Source organism: Novosphingobium sp. KN65.2, assembly GCF_001368935.1.
Taxonomy (GTDB): Bacteria; Pseudomonadota; Alphaproteobacteria; order Sphingomonadales; family Sphingomonadaceae; genus Novosphingobium; species Novosphingobium mathurense.
In genome coordinates, this window is record NZ_CCBH010000135.1 from 50,775 (window position 1) to 74,249 (window position 23,475).

23 protein-coding genes are annotated in these 23,475 nt (G+C 63.4%); 12 read left to right on the forward strand and 11 right to left on the reverse strand.

Annotated features, from left to right (window positions below):
* Nucleotides 1–149: 149 nt before the first annotated feature.
* Genes SPHV1_RS05895 through SPHV1_RS05905 form a run of 3 tightly spaced genes read left to right on the forward strand, consistent with a single transcriptional unit; the run spans nt 150 to nt 2,871 of the window.
* Complete coding sequence (locus tag SPHV1_RS05895; protein ID WP_054945111.1) at nt 150–1,358, forward strand: CaiB/BaiF CoA-transferase family protein; 1,209 nt, start codon at nt 150–152, stop codon at nt 1,356–1,358.
* Nucleotides 1,355–1,723 carry a Zn-ribbon domain-containing OB-fold protein gene (locus tag SPHV1_RS05900; RefSeq protein WP_054945112.1) on the forward strand — a complete coding sequence of 123 codons (369 nt, stop codon included), beginning with the start codon at nt 1,355–1,357 and terminating at the stop codon, nt 1,721–1,723. The genes SPHV1_RS05895 and SPHV1_RS05900 overlap by 4 nt, the downstream gene beginning before the upstream one ends.
* A complete protein-coding gene (locus SPHV1_RS05905; protein WP_054945113.1) occupies nt 1,720–2,871 on the forward strand; it encodes an acetyl-CoA acetyltransferase in 1,152 nt (383 codons plus the stop codon). The genes SPHV1_RS05900 and SPHV1_RS05905 overlap by 4 nt, the downstream gene beginning before the upstream one ends.
* Nucleotides 2,872–2,905: 34 nt before the next feature.
* On the opposite strand, the gene SPHV1_RS05910 is transcribed toward SPHV1_RS05905, so the two are convergent.
* Nucleotides 2,906–3,403 carry a VOC family protein gene (locus SPHV1_RS05910; RefSeq protein WP_054945114.1) on the reverse strand — a complete coding sequence of 166 codons (498 nt, stop codon included), beginning with the start codon at nt 3,401–3,403 and terminating at the stop codon, nt 2,906–2,908.
* 65 nt (nt 3,404–3,468) lie between these two features.
* Here SPHV1_RS05910 and SPHV1_RS05915 point away from each other — a divergent pair, with 65 nt between their 5' ends.
* Entirely contained in the window at nt 3,469–4,239 is a 771-nt protein-coding gene (locus SPHV1_RS05915) for an enoyl-CoA hydratase/isomerase family protein (protein WP_054945115.1), read from the forward strand.
* Between the two features lie 35 nt (nt 4,240–4,274).
* Here the strand turns inward: SPHV1_RS05915 and SPHV1_RS05920 are convergent, their stop codons facing one another.
* On the reverse strand, nt 4,275–4,916 hold the full coding sequence (locus SPHV1_RS05920; RefSeq protein ID WP_054945116.1) for a TetR/AcrR family transcriptional regulator: 642 nt from the start codon (nt 4,914–4,916) through the stop codon (nt 4,275–4,277).
* Between the two features lie 222 nt (nt 4,917–5,138).
* Here SPHV1_RS05920 and SPHV1_RS05925 point away from each other — a divergent pair, with 222 nt between their 5' ends.
* The 5 genes from SPHV1_RS05925 to SPHV1_RS05945 all read left to right on the forward strand — a co-directional run bounded on the left by SPHV1_RS05925 (nt 5,139) and on the right by SPHV1_RS05945 (nt 9,167).
* On the forward strand, nt 5,139–6,365 hold the full coding sequence (locus tag SPHV1_RS05925) for an aromatic ring-hydroxylating dioxygenase subunit alpha (RefSeq protein WP_054945117.1): 1,227 nt from the start codon (nt 5,139–5,141) through the stop codon (nt 6,363–6,365).
* 57 nt (nt 6,366–6,422) lie between these two features.
* Nucleotides 6,423–7,217 (forward strand): SDR family oxidoreductase, encoded by a 795-nt coding sequence (locus SPHV1_RS05930; protein ID WP_054945118.1) that lies wholly within the window; start codon nt 6,423–6,425, stop codon nt 7,215–7,217.
* The gene (locus SPHV1_RS05935) at nt 7,214–7,684 is read left to right on the forward strand and encodes a VOC family protein (RefSeq protein ID WP_054945164.1); all 471 of its coding nucleotides are present in this window, start codon (nt 7,214–7,216) and stop codon (nt 7,682–7,684) included. The genes SPHV1_RS05930 and SPHV1_RS05935 overlap by 4 nt, the downstream gene beginning before the upstream one ends.
* Before the next feature lie 83 nt (nt 7,685–7,767).
* Nucleotides 7,768–8,670, forward strand: coding sequence for an acyl-CoA thioesterase II (locus tag SPHV1_RS05940; protein ID WP_231634542.1), 903 nt, complete (start codon nt 7,768–7,770; stop codon nt 8,668–8,670).
* Entirely contained in the window at nt 8,667–9,167 is a 501-nt protein-coding gene (locus tag SPHV1_RS05945) for a MaoC family dehydratase (RefSeq protein WP_054945120.1), read from the forward strand. The genes SPHV1_RS05940 and SPHV1_RS05945 overlap by 4 nt, the downstream gene beginning before the upstream one ends.
* A 31-nt stretch (nt 9,168–9,198) precedes the next feature.
* Here the strand turns inward: SPHV1_RS05945 and SPHV1_RS05950 are convergent, their stop codons facing one another.
* The 7 genes from SPHV1_RS05950 to SPHV1_RS05980 form a co-directional block, all read right to left on the reverse strand.
* Nucleotides 9,199–10,359, reverse strand: coding sequence for an acyl-CoA dehydrogenase family protein (locus SPHV1_RS05950; protein WP_054945121.1), 1,161 nt, complete (start codon nt 10,357–10,359; stop codon nt 9,199–9,201).
* A gap of 13 nt (nt 10,360–10,372) precedes the next feature.
* On the reverse strand, nt 10,373–11,812 hold the full coding sequence (locus SPHV1_RS05955) for a 2-oxo acid dehydrogenase subunit E2 (RefSeq protein ID WP_054945122.1): 1,440 nt from the start codon (nt 11,810–11,812) through the stop codon (nt 10,373–10,375).
* Nucleotides 11,813–11,823: 11 nt separating this feature from the next.
* On the reverse strand, nt 11,824–12,834 hold the full coding sequence (locus SPHV1_RS05960) for an alpha-ketoacid dehydrogenase subunit beta (protein WP_054945123.1): 1,011 nt from the start codon (nt 12,832–12,834) through the stop codon (nt 11,824–11,826).
* 12 nt (nt 12,835–12,846) lie between these two features.
* Nucleotides 12,847–13,821 carry a thiamine pyrophosphate-dependent dehydrogenase E1 component subunit alpha gene (locus SPHV1_RS05965; RefSeq protein ID WP_054945124.1) on the reverse strand — a complete coding sequence of 325 codons (975 nt, stop codon included), beginning with the start codon at nt 13,819–13,821 and terminating at the stop codon, nt 12,847–12,849.
* Between the two features lie 26 nt (nt 13,822–13,847).
* Nucleotides 13,848–15,215, reverse strand: a complete 1,368-nt coding sequence (locus SPHV1_RS05970) for an SRPBCC family protein (RefSeq protein ID WP_231634543.1) — start codon at nt 15,213–15,215, stop codon at nt 13,848–13,850.
* Complete coding sequence (locus SPHV1_RS05975; protein ID WP_054945125.1) at nt 15,215–15,976, reverse strand: SDR family NAD(P)-dependent oxidoreductase; 762 nt, start codon at nt 15,974–15,976, stop codon at nt 15,215–15,217. Before SPHV1_RS05975 ends, SPHV1_RS05970 begins: the two co-directional genes overlap by 1 nt.
* A gap of 146 nt (nt 15,977–16,122) precedes the next feature.
* On the reverse strand, nt 16,123–17,760 hold the full coding sequence (locus SPHV1_RS05980) for a class I adenylate-forming enzyme family protein (RefSeq protein ID WP_054945126.1): 1,638 nt from the start codon (nt 17,758–17,760) through the stop codon (nt 16,123–16,125).
* 286 nt (nt 17,761–18,046) lie between these two features.
* Here SPHV1_RS05980 and SPHV1_RS05985 point away from each other — a divergent pair, with 286 nt between their 5' ends.
* From SPHV1_RS05985 to SPHV1_RS05995, 3 genes are all read left to right on the forward strand, one after another.
* On the forward strand, nt 18,047–18,703 hold the full coding sequence (locus SPHV1_RS05985) for a TetR/AcrR family transcriptional regulator (protein WP_054945127.1): 657 nt from the start codon (nt 18,047–18,049) through the stop codon (nt 18,701–18,703).
* A 157-nt stretch (nt 18,704–18,860) separates the two neighbouring features.
* Complete coding sequence (locus SPHV1_RS05990) at nt 18,861–19,781, forward strand: SDR family oxidoreductase (protein WP_054945128.1); 921 nt, start codon at nt 18,861–18,863, stop codon at nt 19,779–19,781.
* 51 nt (nt 19,782–19,832) lie between these two features.
* The gene (locus SPHV1_RS05995; RefSeq protein ID WP_054945129.1) at nt 19,833–20,585 is read left to right on the forward strand and encodes an SDR family oxidoreductase; all 753 of its coding nucleotides are present in this window, start codon (nt 19,833–19,835) and stop codon (nt 20,583–20,585) included.
* Between the two features lie 93 nt (nt 20,586–20,678).
* On the opposite strand, the gene SPHV1_RS06000 is transcribed toward SPHV1_RS05995, so the two are convergent.
* Nucleotides 20,679–22,025 carry an SRPBCC family protein gene (locus tag SPHV1_RS06000; RefSeq protein WP_054945130.1) on the reverse strand — a complete coding sequence of 449 codons (1,347 nt, stop codon included), beginning with the start codon at nt 22,023–22,025 and terminating at the stop codon, nt 20,679–20,681.
* Nucleotides 22,022–23,380: an SRPBCC family protein gene (locus SPHV1_RS06005; protein WP_054945166.1), complete on the reverse strand. Its 1,359-nt coding sequence runs from the start codon at nt 23,378–23,380 to the stop codon at nt 22,022–22,024. Before SPHV1_RS06005 ends, SPHV1_RS06000 begins: the two co-directional genes overlap by 4 nt.
* Nucleotides 23,381–23,475: the final 95 nt, after the last annotated feature.

The window sequence follows — 23,475 nt, forward strand, 5'->3', positions numbered from 1 at the left end:
ACGGAGCTACAGAAATACAGTCAATCATGTTTGTCTTTTTTTATTGTGCAGCTTGAGCTACGAAAGCTGCGAAACGAGTTCGAAAACGGAACTTGCGACCGGGACGGACAAGCCCGGCAAGGGAGAGCGGTTTTGAAAGGAGCGTGCAAGTGAGCGGTCGCGGCAAGGGCCCACTGGCAGGAGTGAAGATCCTCGACCTGACGAGCGTGCTGATGGGGCCATACGCAACGCAGATCTTTGCGGACCTCGGCGCGGACGTCATCAAGGTGGAGAGCCCCGATGGCGATACCACCCGCTTCATTCCACCCGGTCCGGATGCCTCGCGCGGCGGCATGTTCCTCAACGTCAATCGCGGGAAGCGCAGCATCGTCATCGATCTCAAGCAGCGGGAAGGACGCGATGCGCTGCTGCGGCTTGCCAGGGATGCGGACGTTTTCATCCATTCGATGCGCTCGCGCGCGATCGGGCGGCTGGGGCTCGACTACGAAGCCCTGCGCGCGGCGAACGAGCGGATCATCTACGCCAATCTCTACGGCTACGCGCGCGGCGGGCCCTATCGCGACTACCCCGCCTATGATGACATCGTGCAGGCCGCATCGGGTATCGTCGACCTTCAGGCCCGTCTCTCGGGCGGCAAGCCGACCTATGCCGCCACGGTCATCGCCGACAAGGTCGCGGGCCTGACAGGTGCCTACTCGGTGATCGCCGCGCTCTTCGCCCGTGAACGCACCGGTCTGGGTCAGGAAATCGAAGTACCCATGTTCGAGACCCTGGTCTCATTCACCATGGTCGAGCACTTGTGCGGATCGCTCTTCGATCCGCCGCAAGGACCGCCGGAGTATCCCCGGGCCACTTCGGAAGCGCGCCGCCCCTACCAGACCGCGGACGGATACATCGGGGTGATGATCTACAACGACCGGCACTGGCGATCCTTCTTCGATGTTCTCGGCAACCCGGAATGGTCGCGCGATCCGATGTTCGCATCGATGCGTACGCGCACCGAGAACATCGGTACGGTCCTGGCCAAGGTAGCCGAGGTCATCGTCACGCGCACGACCGATGAATGGGTTGCGCTGTTCCGCGAGGCGCAGATCCCGGCCACGCCCATCGCCAGCCTGACCGAACTGCTCCACGATCCCCACCTCGTCGAGACCGGCTTCTGGGAAGAACGCGAGACCGACAGCGGCACCTTGCGCTTCCCGGGCATCCCGACCACGTTTTCACAGACTCCCGGCGAGATCGGCGATCCCGGACCGGCTCTGGCCGGACAAAGCGAGGAAGTGCTGCGCGAGGCGGGCTTTTCCGAAGCGGAGATCGCCGCACTTCTCGACCGCGGCGCGGTCAGGAAGTCCGCGTGAGCGGCCCCGAAACGTATTGGCGCACCGCGCTTGGCGATGGCCGGTTCCTGCTCCAGCGCGCACCGGACGGCACCGCGGTATTTCCACCCCGAGTGGCCGTGCCGGGCTCCGGGGTCGGTACCCTCGAATGGTTCGAAGCCTGCGGACGGGGAACGGTCTATTCGCTCTCGTGGATCAACCGGCGCGCGCCGGCCGAGCCCTATAACGTCGCGCTCATCGATCTCGACGAAGGCGCCCGCCTGATGAGCCGGGTCGAAGGCGTCGACGCCGAGTCCTTGAAGATCGGGATGCGGGTCGAGGCATTCATCGAAGGCAAGGGCGAAGAGGCGATCCTCCTGTTCCGCCCGGCCGAAGGTGCCGCATGAGCGACACGTTCCCGCGCGGCAGGACGGCCATCGCCGGGCTCGCCACTTTCGGCGTAGGCGAGATGCCCGGCTTCAGCTCGATGGAACTGACCGCCCAGGCTGCGACATTGGCTGTGACAGACGCAGGGCTGACTTTCGCAGACGTCGACGCGCTCTACATCTGCCAGCCGGACGACTTCTTCGCCGGCCTTTCTTTCGCGGAATATCTTGGCCTCCGGCCCGCCTATACGGACAACAACCGCACCGGCGGTTCTGCGTTCATGAGCCACATGGCCAGCGCGGCGCTGGCGCTGGAGGCCGGTTACATCGACTGCGCCCTCATCGCCTACGGTTCGAACCAGCGCAGCAACGGCGGCAAACTGGCGACTAGGATCACCAGCAATACCTGGGATGCGCCCTATGCGCCGCTATTCCCGCTCACGTCCTATGCCATTGCCGCCGCCCGGCACATGCATGACTACGGTACCGCGCGCGAAGACCTTGCCGCGGTCGCGCTGGCGGCACGGGCCTGGGCAAACACCAATCCCGAGGCTTTCGCCAGGGGACCGCTGACGCTCGAGGACTGCCTCTCCTCACGCATGATCAGCACGCCGATTTCGGTGCGCGACTGCTGTCTCGTCACCGACGGCGCAGCCGCCGTGGTCATGACCCGCACCGATCGCGCCCGCGACCTGCCGCGCCCACCGGTGCCGCTGCTGGGAGCGGCCGCCGCGACATGGTGGAACTCTATCGCACAGGCCCCTGACGTGACGGTAACCGCCGCCCGGGAATCGGGCGCGCGCGCCATGGCAATGGCCGGCGTGACGCCCCGGGACGTCCAGACCGCGCAGCTCTACGACGCCTTCACCATCAACACGATCCTGTTCCTCGAGGACCTGGGCTTCTGCCCCAAGGGCGAAGGCGGACGCTTCGTATCCGATGGAACGATCGCGCCGGGTGGCAGCCTCCCGGTCAACACCAACGGTGGCGGCCTGTCCTGCTGCCATCCGGGCATGTACGGGCTTTTCGCAATCATCGAGGCCGCGCGGCAGATCCGCGGCGAGGCCGCCAACCAGTTGCCCGGGATCGACCTTGCGCTCGCCCACGGCAATGGCGGCACCCTTTCGAGCCAGGCCACCGTCATCCTCGGCAGCATGGCCACCCTGTGATGCCGCAAAGCTGATGCCCGCTCTGCCAAGCCATCTAGGCGCCGATCCACTCTTCGATCATCGGCCGGATCGGCTCTCCGACGAGTTCGAGGACCGGTCCTTCGCCCTGCACCATGTAGGCCATCTGGCCGTAGCGGTGCTTGGGCGAGGCACCGGCGACGATCAGGCGCCAGCCTTGGGCCATGAGCGTCTCAACTTCCTGACCGACGTCGTCGACCCAAGCGCCCACATGCGCTTCGGAGACCGCAAGCAATGCGTCATAGGCACCGCCCGGAAGCACCTCGATCAGTTCGAAATGGATCGGCCCCTGCCGCGAATAGGTGACGGTGAGGTGGGCCTCGGACCAGCCGCCTTCGGGCGTCCAGACGCGCAAGGGTTCGAACTTGCGCACCGGCGCCCAATCGAGGCCGAACTGCACGGTCATGCCCTCCATGGCGCGGGCGATATCGGGCACGATCAGGCCGTGGTGATGAAGTCTGGCGAAGGCTTTCACGTCATACTCTCCAACGATGAACGGGTTCGCCGCCAGCATGCGGCGGACGGCCCGCAAGGCTGAGTGCGGCGGGCGCGGCGGGCGCCAAAGGGAAGGAATGTGCGATGACCGGTCTCAAAGTCGAATGCCGCGGGGCCATCTGCCTGCTCACCATCGACCGCGAAGCGGCGCGCAATGCACTCGATGCCGCGACCTCGCATGCCCTCGACGCGGCGATAACGGCGGCCGAGGCCGATCCCGAGATCGGCGCCATGGTACTCACCGGCGTCGGTGACCGCGCCTTCTGTGCCGGCATGGACATCAAGGAAGCGGCCGAGATCGGCGCCGGTCACGGCCTCGTGCCCGGACGCGGCTTCGGCGGGGTAACCGAACGCAAGCGCAGCAAACCGCTTGTCGCCGCGATCAACGGCGCTGCCGTTGCCGGCGGCTTCGAGATCATGATGGCCTGCGACATGGTTTTCGCCGCCGACCACGCGCTGATGGGCTTGAGCGAAGTCAAGCGAGGGCTCTTCGCCTTTGCCGGTGGCATCCAGCGGCTCGCCCATCAGGTGCCGCGTGCGACCGCGCTGGCGATGATCATGACGGGCGAACTGCTCCCCGCGCGCCGTCTCTACGAATTGGGCATCGTCACCGAAGTGGTTCCCGGCCCCGCATTGCTGGAGCGCACGCTGGCAGTGACAGACGCCATGCTCGGGAACAGCTGGCAGGCTATCCGCAACGGGCTCGAGCTTTACGAACTGGCGTGCGGCATGGACATCGACCGGGCGCTTGCCGTGGGCAACGCCTGGGGCAAGGCGACGCTGTCGAGCGCCGACAGCCGCGAAGGCGTGACCGCCTACGCCCTGAAACGCGAGGCGCGGTTCACCCGCGATTGAGCCGCAAGCGGGCAAAGTGGGCAAGGGCAGTCCTCTCATCGCCGCCGCAGCCCATCGAGCCCCAGCATCACGGCATGGTCGCAGATGCGTCGGATCGAATGAACGCCGTTGGGGCGCACCCACAGGTGCAGCGAATTGAGAAATCCGAGCAGGCACAATGCGGTCAGCTTGGGATCGAGGTCGGTGCGCAATGCGCCTTCGTCCTGCCCGCGCACGATCAGCGCCTCGACACGCAGGCGATAATCGCGCTCGTCGGCAGCGAATTCCACCGCGCGTGCTTCAGGCAAGTGCCTGCGCGCCTCGAAGAAGCCGGCGGTAAAGACCCTTTCGGTGCAAACGTAGCGGGCATGGGCAACGACGATCGCTTCCAGCCGCTCGATCGCCGGCCCCTCCTCGCGGGCAAGTGCGGCGATCGAGCGCAGGCCCCGGCGGTGCGCTTCGCGCATGACGTGGACCAGCAGGTCGCTCTTGCCCGAAATGTAGTGATAGAGGCTGCCCTTGAGCATGCCCAGCCTATCGGCAATGTCCCGCAGCGAGGTGCCGTCGTATCCCTTTTCAGCAAAGAGTTCGGCCGCTGCTTCCAGCAGTTCGGGCCAGCGGTCGGTCCGGCCCTTGCCTGCGCTCCCGGATGGCAGGTCGATGGTCTGCGCTGACTGATCGATATGCGGAACCCGCATTTTCTGCCCTTCTTGTACTCTCGGCTAATTGCCAAACGATCGTTTGGCTTGAGCTGTAGCGGAAATGCGCCTCAAATTCCAATCACTGTTGACTGTTTATCCGTGCACGCGGTAATGAGGCAAGCATCACTTCGACAAAATCAAACATTCTTGTATGTTTTTGATTCGGTCGGCGCCTGCACCCGGAGCCATGAACACCGGGGCTGGAGGGAGAAAGAAGAGATGCTCGATTCGGTGACAGATCAAAGGCCCGAGAACGACCATGCCCGCATGGAGTACGAACGGGACCGCAAGGCACCGCCCGAAGGTTTCCCCAAGCTGCCCGACATTCCCGGCAGCCGCTATACCGACGCCGAGTTCCTGCAGCTCGAAAAGGACATGATGTGGGACAGGGCCTGGCTCTATGCCGGCCATACCGATCAGTTGCCCAATCCCGGATCCTGGTTCCTGACCCGCAATTCCGGCGCACCGATCATCGTCGCCCGCAACCTCGCAGGCGAGGTCAAGGCCTTTTACAACACGTGCCAGCATCGCGGCGCACCACTGGTCACCGAGGAGTCGGGCGAAGGCCGCGGCTTCGTTTGCGGCTACCACGGCTGGAGCTACACTCTCGACGGCAAGTTGACCGCCGTTCGCGACAAGCGCGACTTCGTCGACCTCGACTTCTCCTGCCGCTCGCTCGTGGCGGTGCGCTGCGAACTTCTGGGTTCGCTGATCTTCATCAACAAGGACCCCGACGCCCAGCCGCTGATCGAACATATCGGGCCGATGGCAGCACAGCTCGAACAATACCAGCTCGACAAGCTGCGCCTTGTCGACAGTCGCAGCTACGAGGTGGACTGCAACGTCAAGGTCCTGCTCGATGCCTTTCTCGAGGTCTATCACCTCAAGTCGATCCACATCGACACGGTCGATCGCTTCCTGGACCACCGCGCGATGATCGTGAGCCTCTGGCCCAACGGCCACAGCCGCATGGCCACTCCCAACCGCCGTCCCGACTGGGTCGATCCCGGTACCGTGGGTATGCCGGAGATCCCGACGATCGGCGAGTTTCCGGCCAAGAACAACGTCAGCTACCAGATCTATCCCAACTTCGTGATGCCCCCGGCACCGACCGGCATCCCGATCCTGCAGTTCTGGCCGCTGGGGCCCAAGCGCTCGCGCGTCGTGTCGAGCTGGCTGGCCCCGGATCACGATCCGGAGAATCCGCACCCGCTTTGGCCCACGCGCCTCAACAACTGGGAGCGGATCCTCTACGAGGACCTGCAGTACGCGCCGCAGATCCAGGAATCGCTGGAAAGCCCCGGCTTCAAGGGCATGCCGCTCAACTACCAGGAGCGCCGGATCTACCATTGGCACGAGGAACTGGACCGGCGCATCGGCCTCAACCGCGTGCCCGAACATGCCCGCGTCGAACAGGTCCTGGATCCCTGGGTTCAGAAGGACTGATCCGCCACCGCGCAATCGACGCTAACAACGAACGACAGAAGACAATCGGGAGAGAGCATGGCAGATCTGGCAGGCAAGGTTGCCGTGGTGATCGGCGCGGCGAACCGCGACAACATGGCGCAGGTCATCGCCCGGCGGCTTGCCCATGATGGTGCGAAAGTCGTTGTCGCGGGCAGGAAAGCCGAGGAGCTTGAGCGGCTCGCAGCCGAAATTTCCGGCCATGCGGTCGCCGATTGCGATCTGACCAGCGAGGAAGACCTTGCCCGGCTTGCACAGGAGGCGGTCGAGACGTTCGGCGGCATCGACATTGCCGTCAACGCCACCGGCTGGGGGCTTCTCAAGCCCTTCCTCGATACGACCAAGGCCGAGATCGAGCGCATGGCAGCGCTGCAGTTCACCGGCGCGGTCCTGTTCTACCAGGCCATGCTGCGCGCGATGCGCGACGGCGGTTCCCTGATCCAGATTTCCTCGGCCACGGCCTCGATCATGCTGGAGGATCATGCCGCCTACATGGGGACCAAGGCCGGAGCGGATCATGTGATCCGCTGCGTCGCCAACGAGTTCGGCCACCGCGGCATTCGCGCCAATTCGGTGGCCCCGGGCTTCACCGTCACGCCGATGACCGGCAAGGCCGCGCAGAACCCCGCGATCATCGAGAGTTTCACCAAAGAGTATCCGCTGGGCCGCGTCGGCACGAGCGAGGACATCGCCGAGGCCGTCGCCTGGCTTGCCAGCGATGCCTGCTTCATGACCGGGCAGGTCCTGCAAGTGAACGGCGGCCTCACATTGCGGCGCAATCCCACCAACGCCGAGATCGTCAGCGCGGTGAAGGCAGCCCGGGCTTCGGCATGATCCGCGGGGTTCATCACCTTGCGATCTCGACGCCGGATCTCGAGCGCTTCATCGACCATTACCGTCGCTGGTTCGGGTTCGAGCGGGTCGGCGAAGGCGGCTGGGAGCGCGGCAATTCCCGCATCGACACGATGGTCGGGCTGGAGGACAGCGCAGCGCGCTATGCCATGATCCGGCTGGGCAACCTGCACATCGAGGTGTTCGAGTATGCCAGCAACGACCCACGCGAGGTACACCCGCGCATGTGCGATCGCGGCATTACCCACTTATGCCTCTACTGCGACGATATCTTTGCCGAATACGAACGGCTGAAGGGACTGGGCATGGCATTCAACTGCCCGCCCGGCGGATCGGGCATGACCCGTGCGACATATGGGCGGGACTGCGACGGCAATGTCGTGGAACTGCTGCAGATCGTCGATCCCGATTGCACCTTCGCCTTCGAAAAGCAGTGCGTGACCTGCTAGGCTCCAGTGATCCCGGCTGCGCACAGCGGTCCGACTGCGGCCCTGCCGTGCCGACTGAATCTCAACCGAAAGGATCGCCTAAAGTGTCTGCCGCCAATCCTTTCCCGGACGATCCCGAAGTCGAACGTGAACTGGCCTATGCCTTCGAGACGATCGGCGAGGACCGCTTCCGGGTGGACCCGGTGCCGAGCGGTCTGCTGCGGCTCTACGGCGGAATGGTCGTTTCCCAGTGCCTGGCGGCAGCGCGATTGACCGTGGAGGAAGGCAAGGAAGCGCACAGCCTGCATGGCTATTTCTACAAGCCGGGCCAGGTCGACCTCGCCAATGAATTTGCCGTGACACGGGAAATGGACGGGCGCAGCTTCTCCAACCGCCTGGTGCGCATGTCGCAGAACGGCCAACCGCTCATGAATCTCATGGTCTCGTTCAAGACGCCGGAACCCTCCGCCTCGCACACCATGACGATGCCCGACGTGCCGCCGCCCGAGGCCCTGCCCCGCGTCATCGATCTCGTCGAGGATTTCGGCCCTGCCCTGCCGGAACGCCACCGCCCCTTCTGGCAACGCCGCCAGCAGGTTGAATGGCGCCCGGTCGAACCCTTCCCTTTCGACAACCGGGAAATCCTGCCGGCAACGCGGCATTTCTGGTTCCGGATAAGCGGGCCGATAGGCGACGAACTCCACGTCCATCAGCGCCTGCTCGCCTATGCATCGGATCTGCATATCTTCCATACCGGACTTGGCCCAATGGCGCTGGGCTGGGCCAACGATTACCTGCAGACCGCCAGCCTCGATCACGCGATCTGGTTCCACCAGCCGTTCCGCATCGACGAATGGCTGCTCTATGCTCTCGACAGTCCGGCTGCGAGCAATGCCCTCGCGCTGGGTCGCGGCAATGTGTTCCGACGCGACGGCACACTGGTCGCCACCGTCAGCCAGCAGGGGCTTGCGCGCGTTCTCGACGGGAAAAGGGAAGACAAGCTGTGAGCACTGCCGCATTCAAGCCGCGTGAACCCTATCGCACTTTCGAAGACCTCGTCGTCGGTGAAAAGCGAAAGTCGCGCTCACGCACGGTGACGCAGGAAGAGATCCTCGAGTTCGCCCGGGCCTACGATCCGCAATGGTTCCACACCGATCCCGAGAGTGCAAAGCAATCGGTCTTCGGGCAACTGGTGGCCAGCGGTATCCATGTCCTCGCCTTGTGGCGCCAGCTCGATCACGAGATCAACTGGGACATCGATTTCGTGTGCGGCGTAGGCTGGGACGAGTTACGCCTCAGGCGCGCCATCCGCGCCGGCGACACGATCCACGTGACCAGCGAGATCGTCTCACTCGAGCCTTCGAAGTCGCGAGCCGACCGGGGGACTGCGAAGACGCACTATGCCGTGGTGCTGGAAGACGGTACCGAGGCCGTGACCTTCACCAGCATCAATCTGGTCTATACCCTCGAGGGTCGTCAACGGATGGCGGGCACCGCGCAGTAATCCGCGCGATGCCCACTCACCCCCTCATGGATCAACGCCGCTGATCGAAACGGCGGCCGAGCATGGCACCGGCAATATTGACCTTCTGGATGTCGATGGCGCCGCCGGCGATGCCCCAGCCCCAGGAATCGCGCAGGCGGCGTTCCATCGGGAAGTCCTTTGAATAGCCGTAAGCGCCCATCAACTGCATGGCATCGCCCGTGACTTCGCGGGCAATGGTATTGGCAAAGCACTTGCCGGTCGAACTGTGCAGGACCGAGGGCAATCCATCCTCGGCCTGCGAAGCGGCGCGCCAGATCAGCAGGCGGGCGGCCTCCACCTTCATCTGCATTTCCGCCAGCTTGAGCTGCACGGCTTGGAACTCGGCGATCGGCTTGCCGAACTGCTTGCGCTCCTGAACGTATTCGCACACGTCCTCCAGCGCACCCGAGGCCTGGGCCAGCGACATCGTCGCATTGCCGCAGCGTTCGAGATCGAAGGCTTCCATCAGCTTCTTGAAACCGCCAGCAGGCACGATCACGTTGTCCAGCGGGATCTCGCAATCATCGAAGTTCAGGTCCGATGACGGGATGCCGCGAAAGCCCATGAGTTGCTCGTTGGGGCCGAACGACAGGCCCGGCGTGCCTTTCTCGACCAGCACCGCGCCAATGCCCTTGGCACCGGGATCGTCCGACAGGCGGCAGTACACGACATAGGCGTCGGCATGGCCGCCGCCCGAACACCAGCGCTTGGTACCGTTGATCACGACCTTGTCGCCCCGGACCACACCCTTGGTCTTGAGATCGGTCAGCGCACTCCCGGCGTCGGGCTCGGACATCGAGACGGCAACCACCATGTCGCCGCTGCACACGGCCGGAACGATACGCTTGCGCAGCGCGTCGGAACCGAAATGCTCGATGGCGCGGACCGGCCCCACCGAAGATTCAAAGATCGGGAATCCTACTGCCGAGGAGATCTTGCCGAATTCTTCCAGAACGATCAGCGCCTCGATGTTGCCGAGGCCTAGTCCGCCCAGATCGCTGGACACGTTGATGCCCAGAAAGCCCAGTTCGGCATAGCGCTTGACCAGTTCGCGGCTGGGCGGACGGTTTTCGCGTTCGAGTTCGGCGGCGATGGCCGGCAGTTCGGCACGGGCGAATTCGCGGGCCGCTTCCTGCAGTTGCACCTGGTCGTCAGTCAGCGTGAAGTTCATGGTCGTGGTTCTTTCAAAGCAAATGAGGCTGTTCGATCAGGTTCGCGAGCGCGGCCATGAAGCGGCCGCCGTCGGCGCCGTCGATGGCCCGGTGATCGCACGAGAGCGAGAGATTGAGGACCGGCACGATGCGAATGGCACCGGCATCGTCGATCGGTTCGGGCCGCGCCGTGCCAACCGCAAGGATCGCGCCTTGCGGCGGGTTGATGATGGCATCGAACTGCTCGACGCCAAAGCCGCCCAGGTTCGACAGCGAAAAGCTCCCGCCGGTGAATTCCTCCGGCCTCAGCTTGCCGCTGCGTGCCTTCTGGGCGAGCCCTTTCATCGCCGTACCGATCTGCGCGACCGTCATGTCGTCGGCATTGAAGACGATCGGTGTGACAAGGCCCCTCTCGGTCGCTACGGCGACCGAGATGTCGGATGCGGCATAGCGGTGGATGTCGTTGCCATGGACCTGAATGTTGACCGCTGGCACTTCCATCAACGCCAGCGCACAGGCCCTGATCAGGTAATCGTTGACGCTCGGCCTCTCGCCTTCAACCCCGGCACGCATGGCAAGCAGCCGGTCAGCACGGACCCGACGCCGCACGTAAAAGTGCGGGATCTGCTGCTTGGATTCGCTCAGACGCCGCGCGATGGTGCGCCGCATCGACGACATCGGGGCAACGTCGAACCGGTCTCCTGAAACCGAAACGACCTGCGGTTGAGGTTGCGGCCTTGGCGCAGGCTGCGGCGCAGCTTCTGCCGTCGGCGTGTCCTGCTTGGGCAGCGCGGCCAGCACATCTGCCTTGCGCACGCGCCCGCGCGGCCCCGATCCGGCAAGGGACGAAAGATCGACACCTTCATTCGCGGCGATCCGCCGGGCGACCGGCGTGGCGAAGACATCGCCTTCGGGCGTTGGCGGCAACACGCCGACAAGTTCGGGATTCGCTTCAGGTCTTGCCACCTGGTGGACGTCCTGCGCGGAGATCTTCCCGCCCCGGCCCGAACCGGAAATGACGGTCACATCGACACCCAGCCGCTCCGCCTCCTCGCGAGCCTTGGGAGTGATGGCAATGCCCTCGGGCACCGTGACTCTGGCTGGCGCCGCCTCTTCGCGCGGCGGTGCCGGAGCAGGCGATGCGACACCATCGTCATCCGGCCCGAAGCCGGATTCCGAAGGCGTAAAGCCCGAGATCAGCGCATCGACTTCTTCGGCCGTCGCCTCGCCCCCATCCGAAAGGACGGCGAGCAACGCACCGACCGGATAAGTCTGGCCCGGCTCGGCCATGATCCGCACGAAGCGGCCGTCGCGTTCGGCTTCGACTTCGTTGGTGATCTTGTCGGTTTCGATGAGCGTCAGGACCGTGCCGCGGACGAAGGGCTCATTCTCGCCCACCATCCATTCGGCAATCGTACCTTCTGCCATCTCGATACCCCACTTGGGCATGGTGAAAGGCGTAAGTTTCGCCATGACCGGCCCTCCTAGCGGAATGCGAGGACGCGGCGCACGGCATCCTCGATCTTCTGCGGGGAAGGCACCCAGGCGCGCTCGAGGTTGCGGGCAAACGGGATCGGGCTGTGCGGCGCGGTGACCATCGCCGGCGGCGCCTTGAGACTGGTGAAGGCCCGCTCGGACACCATCGCGGCAATGTCTGCGGCCAGGCTGCAGCGCGGCGGGCTTTCATCGACGACGACAAGACGCCCGGTCTGTTCCACCGATTCCAGGATCGCATCCTCGTCGAGAGGGCTGGTCGTGCGCAAGTCGAGCAGGTCCATGCCAATTCCATCGGCACCCAGCTTGTCGGCCGCCTTTTCCGAAAAGCTCACCATGCGCCCGCAGGCGACCACGGTAACGTCCCCGCCTTCGCGCACGACGCGCGCCTCGCCGAAACGCTGGCGAAAATCGCCATCAGGCACTTCACCCTTCACGCCGTAGAGCGTCTTGTGCTCGAAGAACATGACCGGATCGTCGCCGCGCAGCGCTTCGGTCAGCAGGCCCTTGGCATCCGCCGGGGTCGTCGGCAGGACGACCTTGAGGCCCGGCATCGAGGTCAACATTGCATAGACCGACTGGCTGTGTTGCGCTGCCGTCTGCATGCCGGCGCCGTAGACCAGCCGCACGACGGCGGGGCATTTGGTCTTGCCTCCGAACATGTAGCGGAACTTGGCCATCTGGTTCCAGATCTGGTCGAGGCTGACGCCCACGAAATCGGCGAACATCAGTTCGGCAACCGGCCGCTTGCCCGAAAGCGCCGCGCCTGCCGCCGCGCCGATGATCGCGCTTTCCGAAATCGGCGTATCGATCACGCGTTCAGGGCCGAATTTCTCCCAAAGACCCGGGCTGGTACCCCAGATGCCGCCAATCGCCTCGGGACCGCCGGCGGTGCCGTTACCGCCCACGACGTCCTCGCCCAGAACGATGATGTCCTCGTCTCGCTCCATTTCGGCGTGGAGCGTACTGACGATGGCCTCGCGGATATTCATGACTGCCATGACGAGGCTCCCTCAGTAGTATTCGACATAGACGTCGTCGGCGACGCCTGCGGGATCGGGCAGATCGTCGGCCCGGGCCTCGGCTACGGCCTCGTCGATCAACGCTTCGACTTCGCTGTCGATGGCATCGAGCTCATCCGCCGAAAGGAGCACGGCCTCGGTCACCCGCGCGCGGAAAGCCTTCAGGCAATCTCGCTCCTCGCGCAGACGGTCGAGTTCGCCCTTGCCGCGATAGCGCTGGGGATCGCCCTCGAAGTGGCCATAGAAACGCTCGGTGTCTAGCTCGATGGCGGCCGGACCGTTGCCCGCCCGGACATATTCGAGCAGCTGCGCAAAAGTGGAATAAGTATCGAAGTAGTCGCAGCCATTGGCCCGCCACGCCTTCATGCCGAAGCCCTCGGCACGACTGGCGATATCGTTCGACGTACCGACCGCGTAGGCATCGCCGGTGTGCTCGGAATAGTGGTTGTTCTCGAAAACGAAGATGGCCGGGACCTTGGTTACGACCGCGAGGTTCATCGCCTCGAAGGTGGTGCCCTGATTACAGGCGCCGTCACCCGAAAAGGCGATGCCGACCCGTCCCTTGCCCTGCAGGCGCGCGGCTATCGCCGCGCCGACCGCCTGCGGGGCACCGCCGCCGACGATACCGTTGGCACCCAGCATGCCCACTTCAAGGTCGGCAATGTGCATCGAGCCGCCACGGCCCTTGCACAGCCCGCCGGCCTTTCCGTAGATCTCCTTCATCATGCCCTTCACGTCGCAGCCCTTGGCGATGCAATGACCATGGCCGCGGTGCGTCGAGACGATCTTGTCGTCCACGGTAAGCTGGTCGCAGATGCCCACGGCAACTGCCTCCTGCCCGGCATAGAGATGGGTGAAGCCGGCAATCTCGCCGGTCTTGATTTCGTCGTGCAGGCGTTCCTCGAACGCGCGGATCGTCTTCATCCGGCGATAGGCACCGAGCAGTTCGTCGCGATTGAATTGCATGCCCTCTCCCCGGCAAATGCGTGTGGCTAGATATCGCCCGGCTGCTTTTTCCCGGGTCCGTAGATGTAATCGTCGAGTGCGGAGTGAAAGTGCCTGATCCGCAGTTCCTGGTCCCCGATCCAGAGTCCCGGAAAATGATCTGACTGCATGCCCTGCTGCACAGTCGGCAGGTTGAAGGCATCCTGATCGAGCACCTGCCCGATGGTCTTGTCACCGTGACGGAAGCGCTGGTGGCGCACGCGCTCGGGCCATTCCTCGCCTTCGGGAACGAGCTCGAACATCCAGATGTCGTAATACATCTTGTTCGGGTCGCTCGCGTGCGGACGCTGGCGGAACAGCATGATATCGTCGGCATGCACATTGACCGAGATGTTCGGGAATATCAGGTAGTGATAATCGTCGGTCAGCTGATCGTCGTTGAGTTCGGAATAGTCCTTGCCCTGCTCGGCCCCGTGTTCACGCTTGAACAACTGGACGTCACGGCGAATATCGCTGACGCGACCTTCATATTCGGCCGGGTCCATGCCGGCATTGACCATGATCTCGTGAATGGCCGGCGGGATCTGGCTGGGCATGGCGACGCGCGGACTGATGGCCGCGAACGGGATCAGATAGCGGCTGTGCTTGCCATAGCAGTCGATCTGGACGTTGATGTCATCGAGATACCACTTCAGCTGCGGGTGAATGCCCTGCACGTGATAGGTCTCGTTGAAGGCATCGACCGATGTCTTCCAGTTGCAGTCCCATTCCACGGTTATGTCGCGTTTCCACGCCATGCGCTCGGGATGATAGGGCTCCAGATGCTGTCGCATCGGCGCAATGAAATCGTCGAACGGCTCTACCTCGGGATCGAGCGAGAACCACACGAAGCTGTTCCATTCCACGCAGGGCAGCGGCGTGGCCGTCATTCCGGGAGGGCCGCCCTGGAAGAAGGTGCATATGTCCGGAATGTGCTCGAGCTTGCCGTCGAGACCGTAAGTCCAGTGATGGTACATGCACTTGAAATTCTCGGCATTGCCGCGCCCTTCGGGACGCAGGCGATTGCCGCGATGCAGGCAGACATTGGGGAAGCATCGCACCGATCCGTCGACCTGACGCACGATGAGCACCGATTCCTTGCCGATGTCGGTGCAGATGTAGTCACCCGGCTCCCTGATATCGTCCGTGCGGCCGCCAAGGAGCCAGACCTTGGTCCAGACCCGTTCCCATTCGAGCTTCATGAACTCGGGAGAATAGTAACGTTCGGCCGGGATCAGCGCGGTACCCAGCTCCGGATCGGGTGCCTTTTCGACCGGGGTTCCGTTGCCGGTGGTCTCCGGGTCGACACGCGGCACATCGACGACGCGTTTCACGTCCATCGCTGCCGCGTCCCATCCCATGACATGCCGTTTCATCAGAAGTGCGTCCGGTTGGTATAGCCCCCGTCGACAACGAGGTGCGATCCGTTGCACCAGCTCGCCGCCTCGCTGGCGAGGAAGACGATGGCCTTGGCCACTTCGTCGGGCCGACCGAGGCGCCCCATGGGCTGCTGGCGAAGCTGGGCATTGTAGAATTTCTCCATCGTGCCCTTGATCATGTCCCAGTTGCCGCCTTCGAATTCGATCGGCCCGGGGGAAACGACGTTGACGCGAATGCCATCCTTGCCGTGGAACAGCGCGAGCTGCTTGCCCCAGGTGACCAGGCTGGCCTTGAGAGCGTTGTAGGGTTGCGGCCCGCCCATCGCTTCGAGCACGGAGGTCGTCGCAATCAGGACGATCGAGCCCTTGCCCTGCTCGGTCATCGTCGGCACGACGCCTTCGACTGCGCGCACGGCGCCCATCAGGTCCAGTTCGAAGGCATTGTACCAGTACTTCTCGGTGCCCATGCCGCCACCTGCCGAAGTGAAGGGCACCAGGATGTCAACGCCATCGAGCTCTTCGATCGCCCATTCGATCCAGGCCTTGTACTCGTCCGGCTGCTTGGCATTCGCCGGCTTGCCAACCACGCGGGTGCCGTACTTGCTCAGTTCGGCGACGGCGTCCTTGACGCTGTCTTCGCTGCGCGCGGTCAGCGCAATGTCGCAGCCTTCACGTGCGAGAACTTCCGCGACGGCATAGCCGATGCCGCGTGCGGCCCCCACGAGGATCGCTTTCTTGCCTGCCAATCCCAGATCCATCTCACCTCGTCCTTGTCGTTTCCCGGGTCGCGACTTTCTTGCCCTGCGACCGCCTTGCATTTTCATCCCAAGCCTAAAACCTTCGGCCCGCCTTGCGCAATAAAAAAGACAGTCACGACTGCTTTTTATATTTCAGCGCGCGGGCATCATGCTGCCTGCAATTCGGCAATGAGATCCTCGCGCAGGCGGAACTTCTGGATCTTCGAAGTCGACATCGGCCATTCCTCGACGAAGCGGACATGGCGGGGCACCTTGAAGCCGGCAATGCGGCCTTTGCAGTGTTCGATCAGTTCCTGCTCGCTGACGCTTTCGCCTTGCGCCAGTTCAACGAAGGCAGCGGGCACTTCGACATAACGTTCGTCTGGAAGACCGACGACTTGCGCCAGCTTCACCGCGGGATGGGTCTGCAACATGGCCTCGATCTCGGCCGCTGCGACATTCTCGCCGCCGACCTTGAGCATGTCCTTCAGCCGGCCATGGAACATCACGTTGCCATCGGCATCGATCGAGCCGATGTCACCGGTATGGAACCAGCCATCGCGGATCGCCTCAGCGGTCTTTTCCGGGGCATTGTAATAGCCCTTGAGCACGTTGGGACCGCCCAGCACGATCTCGCCACGCTCGTCCGGTCCACAATCGGCACCGGTTTCGGGATCGACGATCCGCACATTCCATTCATCCAGCGGTACGCCGCACCGCCCGGTGCGGACTTCATAGCTGTCGGAGAGACGGCTGGTCGAAACCGTACCGGCCGCCTCGGTGAGGCCATAAGTACCTACCTGGATCGTGTGCGGCATCGCTTCGGCGACGGCGAGCTTGATCCATTCGGGCTGGACCGCGAAGTTCGAATTCATGACGCGCAAGCGCGAAAGGTCCGTCCGTTCGAAACTCGGGTGCGTGATCAGGCCCTGCATGATCGTCACGAAACTGGGGTAAGCGATAGTTGCCCCCTCTCGGCCCAGCATCTCCAGTCCGACGCCGGCATCGAAATGGGGGATGGTCATGTACGCACCGCCCAGATCCAGGATCATCGTCATCGGCAGGATGCCCGCAATGTGGAAGATCGGCAGCGGAGACCAGACCTTGTCCTGCGAAGTGCACTCGTAACGCACGCCAAGGTTGCGGCTGTTCGCCACTTGCGCCCGGTGACTGATCATCGCGCCCTTGGGGTTGGCGGTCGTTCCCGATGTGTAGAGGATCATCGAGGTATCGCCGGGCTGCACGGCATCGATGCGCGCATCGATCTCGCGTTCGGCCACCGCTTCGCCTGCCGCCAGCGTAGCCTTGGCAGGAACGAGATAAGACGCGCAGTTGTCATCCAGACAGACCACGTTGCGCAGGCGAGGCGCCTCAGCAAGGGAAAGGTGCCAGGGGTCCTTCTGCTCGACGAGCGAAGGCATCGCTGCCTGAAGCCGGCAACCGAAATCAAGGTTTTCGGCAACCTTGCCGGTGGTGATCACTGTCACGAGATCGGCATTGTCCACCACATAGCCCAGCTCGCTGGCCTGGTAACGCGCATTGACCGGCACCGCGACGGCCCCGGCCATGGTGATCCCATAGAATGCCGTGATGAAATCGACGCAGGTGGGCAGGAGAATGCCGACGTGTTCGCCGGGCTTCACACCCATCGCCACCAGCGCCCTGGCCCAATCGCGCGCAGCCCTGTTCAACTCTGCGTAGCTCAGCCGCCTGTCGGGGAACACGATCGCATCGCTTTTGGAATGACGCTCCGCCGAAGCACGGATCATCGCACCCATTGTCAGGATCGGCTTTCCATCGCCCATCGCCTGTTCTCCCAATCTTTTCTTTTGCCCGCGATGCGCCCGTCGATCGACGAGTCAGGCCGGGGCTGTTCATTTGCAGCGAGCTTACCAAGGCAAATGGAAAATACAATCATTCATGTCTGTTTTAATTTTAGAAGCGCGGCGCGTTCCGGAGAGGCGATTTCCGCCAGCAGCGCAGGACTCTGGCGACTCGCCGTGCTTGCGCTCAATATTGCATTGGGATTACAGGGCCTGTCCAAACAGATAGCCGCAGCCTTTCGCGGCTCGATACTATCAGGCGAATCACATGGCCCTCTCGCGCACCAAGTCGACCCGCACCGCCAAGGCAGCACCGAGCCGCAACACCGGCGGCACGCTGCAGGCCGCCAAGGCCGCACAGACGCGCAGCCGGTTGATCGAGGCTACGATCCGCTGCCTGGTCAAGTACGGCTATGCGAATACGACGACCCCGCGCGTTGCGCAGGAGGCGGGACTGTCGCGCGGGGCGATGATGCACCATTTCGAAAACGGCGCAGCCCTGATCAAGGCCACGATCATCGAGTTGCACGAGCGCCGACTGCGCGCCTTTCGCCGCGCCGCGGAAAAGCCCGAACACGATGTCGACAACCTGACCGAGACTTACTGGGCACAAGTTCAGAAGCCCGGTTTCATCGCCTTCCACGAACTGGCCGTTGCCGCGCGCACCGACAAGGAGCTGTCCGACATCCTGGTGCCGCTGCAGGAGGAATTCCGTGACCGCTTCAATGATCAGGCACAGGCGCTCTTCCCCGAGTGGCGCAGTTCGCCCGAAAAGTTCGACCTGGCCATGAACCTTTCGCAGACGATTCTCGAAGGCATGTCCATTGCGGTCCAGACAGGTGCGATGTCGTCCGAGAAGGTTCCGGCGATGCTGCACCACTTGGAAAACCAGATTCGCGAGCTCATGCCGCGCGAACAGTCCTGAGCACAAACATCGCGGGCTTGTGCGCCTCGACAGAAGCCCGATAACCTTAAAAACAATCTTGTTTGTCTTTTTGGTGCTCTGGCGTTACGTTGCTTTCCGGCAGAGGGAACAAACGGCGCAGTCCGGCCCTTGCCGCTGATAAGCAAGGACAAACGAATTGAGCGCCCCAAAGACCTTCGAACCCAAGATCTTCCGGCCCGAAGACGACGGTCCCGACCGGCCGCGCCGGGGCCTGGACGACGAATCGCTGCGCACGCAGACGACGATCTACCGCGACGACCTGCTTGCCGGGCAGACCATGCTGATCACCGGAGCCGGGAGCGGCATGGGCAAGGCCGCAGCCTACCTCGCCGCAAGGCTGGGGGCTCAGGTCGCAATCTGCGGGCGTGACCCGGACAAGCTGGACACCACGGTCAAGCTGGTGCGCGAAGAGACCGGCAGCGAAGTGCTCGCCGTGCCTACGAACATTCGCGATCCGGAAGCGGTCGAGGCGCTGATCGACAAGGTGCACGGCCACTTCGGCGGCATCGACACCATCGTCAACAATGCCGGCGGGCAATTCCCGCAGGACGCCATCGACTTTTCCCGCAAGGGCTGGCTGGCCGTCATCGACACCAATCTCAACGGCACCTGGTGGATGATGCAGGAAGCCGCCAAGCGCTGGCGCGAGATCGGCAAGCCGGGCAACATCATCAACATCGTCGCCAACGTCGAGCGCGGCATGCCGCAGGCAGCGCACACCTGCGCCGCGCGGGCCGGGGTGATCTACCTGTCCAAGACGCTGGCGACCGAATGGTCGCGCTGGAACATTCGCGTGAACTGCATCGGCCCCGGCGTGATCGAAACCGAAGGCTTCCGCATGTACCCGGAAGAGGCGCTCGCCCGCTTCCACAAGGCCAACCCGATGAAGATGCGCGGCAATGCCTGGGACGTGGCCGAAGCTATTGCCTATCTTTCTTCGCCTGCCGCCCGTTTCATCAACGGCGACCTGCTGATCATCGACGGCGGACAGGCGCAATGGGGTGTCATCTGGCCGGCCGGGATGCCGGACTATTTCAGCGAGGACGGCGCGGCCTGAAGCGCCGCCAAACCGTCAAAGAAACGAACATAGACGAAACGGGAGAAAAGGATGGGCCGGGTAGAAGGCAAAGTCGCGCTGGTCACCGGCGGCGGATCGGGACTGGGCGCTGCGGATTGCGAAGCCCTGGCGCGCGAAGGCGCAACCGTGGTGGTCACCGACGTTAAGCTTGAGCCCGCGCTGGCCGTGGCCGACCGGATCGGAAACGGCGCACTCGCGATGGTGCTCGACGTTTCCGACGAAGCTCAATGGATCGCGGTCATGCAGGAAATCGAGGCGCGCTTCGGTCGGCTCGACGTGCTCGTCAACAATGCCGGCGTCGTGCTCAATGCCGATGTCGAGGACACGACCCTGGAGCAGTACCGCTGGGTCAACGCGATCATGTCCGACGGTGTGTTCCTTGGCTGCAAGCATGCAATCCCGCTGATGAACCGCAACGACGGCGGTTCGATCATCAACATGAGTTCGACCGGCGCCCTGCTCGGCTATCCCATCTTTTTCGCCTATTCCGCCGCCAAGGGCGCAGTGCGGGCGATGACCAAGTCGATTGCGGTCATGTGCCAGGAAAAGGGCTACAAGATCCGCTGCAATTCCGTCCACCCCGGCGCGATCGAGACACCGATGGTGCAGACCGCTGAAGGCCGCGCGCCGCAGGAGGTGGCCGAAGGCGTATTGCCCCCGGGAACGCCGGGTCACCCCAAGGACGTCGCCGCCCTCGTTCTGTTCCTGGCCTCGGATGAATCGCGCTTCATCAACGGCGCAGAAATGGTCATCGACAACGGCGTGACAATCCGCCCGTTCTGATCCGACCCCAAGGAATTCGTCGCTGCGAACTTCCTTGGGGCGGTTCACAGCGACGACGGGAAGTGCGCAAGGCTGGTCTCCAAGCCCTCGCTTCTAGTTTTCCATCCAGCGATCCAGTTCCTTGTGGAAGTGGCGCAGGCGCGCTTCCTGTTCGCACCAGAGCGGACCGCGAAATCCCCGTGAGCGCGCGCCCTTCTGGACGATCGGCAGCAGGTCCGAGTCCTGGTCCAGCACTTCACCCATCCCCGGCGGCTCGCCAAGGCCGGTATGCACGACTTCGGGCCGCGTCGCGCCGGTCACGTCGACGTCCTCGCCCAGCCCCATCCAGCCCGGGGCCCCGTAACCGGGCGCATCGACATGGCGGTACATGATCGTGGTGTCGTAGGTGAACTGTTCCGGATCGCTTTCGTGCGGCTTGAAGCGATGGAGAAAGACCGCCTCGGGGTGGCAGCCGATCTGCATGTTGGGGAAGATCCCGAAGATGGTGCTGTCGGTCAGCTGCGCATCGGAAAAGTGCGAGTAGTCGAGGCCGATCTTCGCGGCCCGCTCGCGTTTGGCACGGGCTACGGCCTCACGGCTTTCCATCGCCGTGCCCGAAAAGCTTTCCGGATCGATACCGGCGTCTGCCAGCAGCATGGCTATGCCCGGATTGATGCCCTCCTGATCGGGAAAGTGCGAATTGGGCTGCGCCATCGGCACGAACTGGCGGCTGAGGCCACCGGGGAACAGGTCGATATGAGTGCGATCGTCGATCACGCCCATCGTCTGCGGGTGGATCGCATGGAGATGATAGCTCTCGTAGAAAGCATCGATCCCGCCCTTCCAGTTCGCTGCCCAGTCCGACCGGCGATGCTGGACGACATGCATCAGGTCGATCCGATAGGTTTCCAGCATCGGCAGCAGGGGGCCCAGATACGCCCTCAGCGGCGGCACGTCATCCGACATCGAGATGAACACCAGCCCTACCGCTTCCTCTGCGCGCACCGTCGAAAGGTCGGTGCCGTGGCACAGAACTTCCGGCCGGAAAGTATCCTCATCGGTGATCTTCCGGTTCTTGCCGTCCAGGCCGAAGCGCCAGGAATGGAACGGGCAGGTAAAGCGGTCCTGACTACCCATCTCGCCCGTCACCAACTGACTGCCGCGATGAGGGCAAACGTTGTAGTGGGCGGCGACGGAACCATCGTTCTGCCGCACCACGATGAAGCTCTCCGGGCCGATGTCGAACTTTACCCAGTCGCCCGGTTCGGGCAGGTCGCTTGCCGGTGCGGCGAGCAGCCACGTCTTGGTGAAGACCTTCTCCCATTCGCGCGCGAAGAATTCGGGCGAGGTGTAGCGGATCGGGTCTGGCCGCTCCGTGCCATTGTCGATGGCAGGGGCCGGCTTGTCGAAGGGATGCTGAGAGCCCTTGTGAACTGCCCAGCTTCTGGGGTCGTAGTTCACGCGCTCTTCTCCCCTTTCATCCGGCGATCCAGCTCGGCGTGGAAGTGGCGCAGACGGCCTTCCTGCTCGCTCCACAGGGGACCGCGAAATCCGCGCGAACGCGCACCCTTCTGGACAATCGGCAAGAGGTCGGAGTCCTGGTCGAGCACTTCGCCCAGACCCGGTGGTTCGCCAAGCCCGGTGTGCACGATCTCCGGGCGCGTGGCGCCCGTTAGATCCACATCTTCCCCCAGTCCCATCCAGGCCGGAGCACTGTACCCCGGCGCGTCGACGTGCCGATAGAGGATGCAGGTGTCGTAAGTGAACTGGTTGGGGTCACTCTCATGCGGGACGAAGCGATGGAGGAAGATCGCTTCGGGATGGCACCCGATCTGTACATTCGGAAAGAGCGAGTAGACCACGGAATCGCTGAGCTGGCTGTCGCTGAAGCGTTCGTATCCAAGGCCCAGTTCTTCTGAACGCTTGCGCTTGGCCTGCTGGACGGCCTCGCGGGTCTCAGCGGCTGTGCCGTGGTAGTTTTCCGGATCGATGCCGGCGTCGCGCAGCATGAGCTGGATCCCCGGATTGACCGTTTCCTGATCAGGATAGCGCGCGGCAGGCTGGGCGAAGGGAACGAACTGGCGGGACAGGCCGCCCGGCCACAAGTCGATCTGGGTGCGATCGTCCATCAGGCACTGGGTCTGCGGATGTACTGCGTGCAGGTGGTAGATTTCCGCAAAGGCATCGACGCCGCCCTTCCAGTTCGCGCCCCAGTCGGACCGGCGGTGCTGAACGACGTACATCTTGTCGATATCGTAAAGTTCAAGCTGCGGCAGGATCGGGGCAAGCCACGTCTGCAACGGCTCGATCTGCGGATCCATCGAGATAAACACGAGGCCGACCGCGACTTCGCAGCGCACCGAAGTCAGGTTGCGGTCGTGGCACAGCACTTCGGGGCGGAAGGTCTCTTCATCCGTAACCGCGACATTCTTGCCCTCAAGGTCGAACTTCCAGCTGTGGAACGGGCAGGTGAAGCGTTCGAGCGATCCGAAGTCGGTCGTCACCAGCTGGCTGCCGCGGTGCGGGCAGACATTGTAGTGCGCGCGGACCTCACCGTCGTCGCCACGCACGATGATGAAACTTTCCGGGCCGATGTCGAACTTGAAGAAGTCGCCCGCCTCGGGGATGTCGGAAGCAGGACCGGCAAGCAGCCAGCTCTTGGCGAAGACCTTGTCCCATTCCTCGCGCATGAAGTCATGATCGAAATACCGTTCAGGCGCGGGGCGGCCCGTGCCGTTGTCGATCTGCGGCGCGCGTTCGTTGAACGGGTGGGGCGCGCCGACATGGATGTTCCAGTCGTCGAAATCGAGCTTCATCATGGTCATCCCTCTCCATTTGGGATTTGTAACGGCGTTTGACCTTGCCGTCCTGATCCTTCCCCGGTCCGTCTTCCAGTCAGTCCGAATCCGAT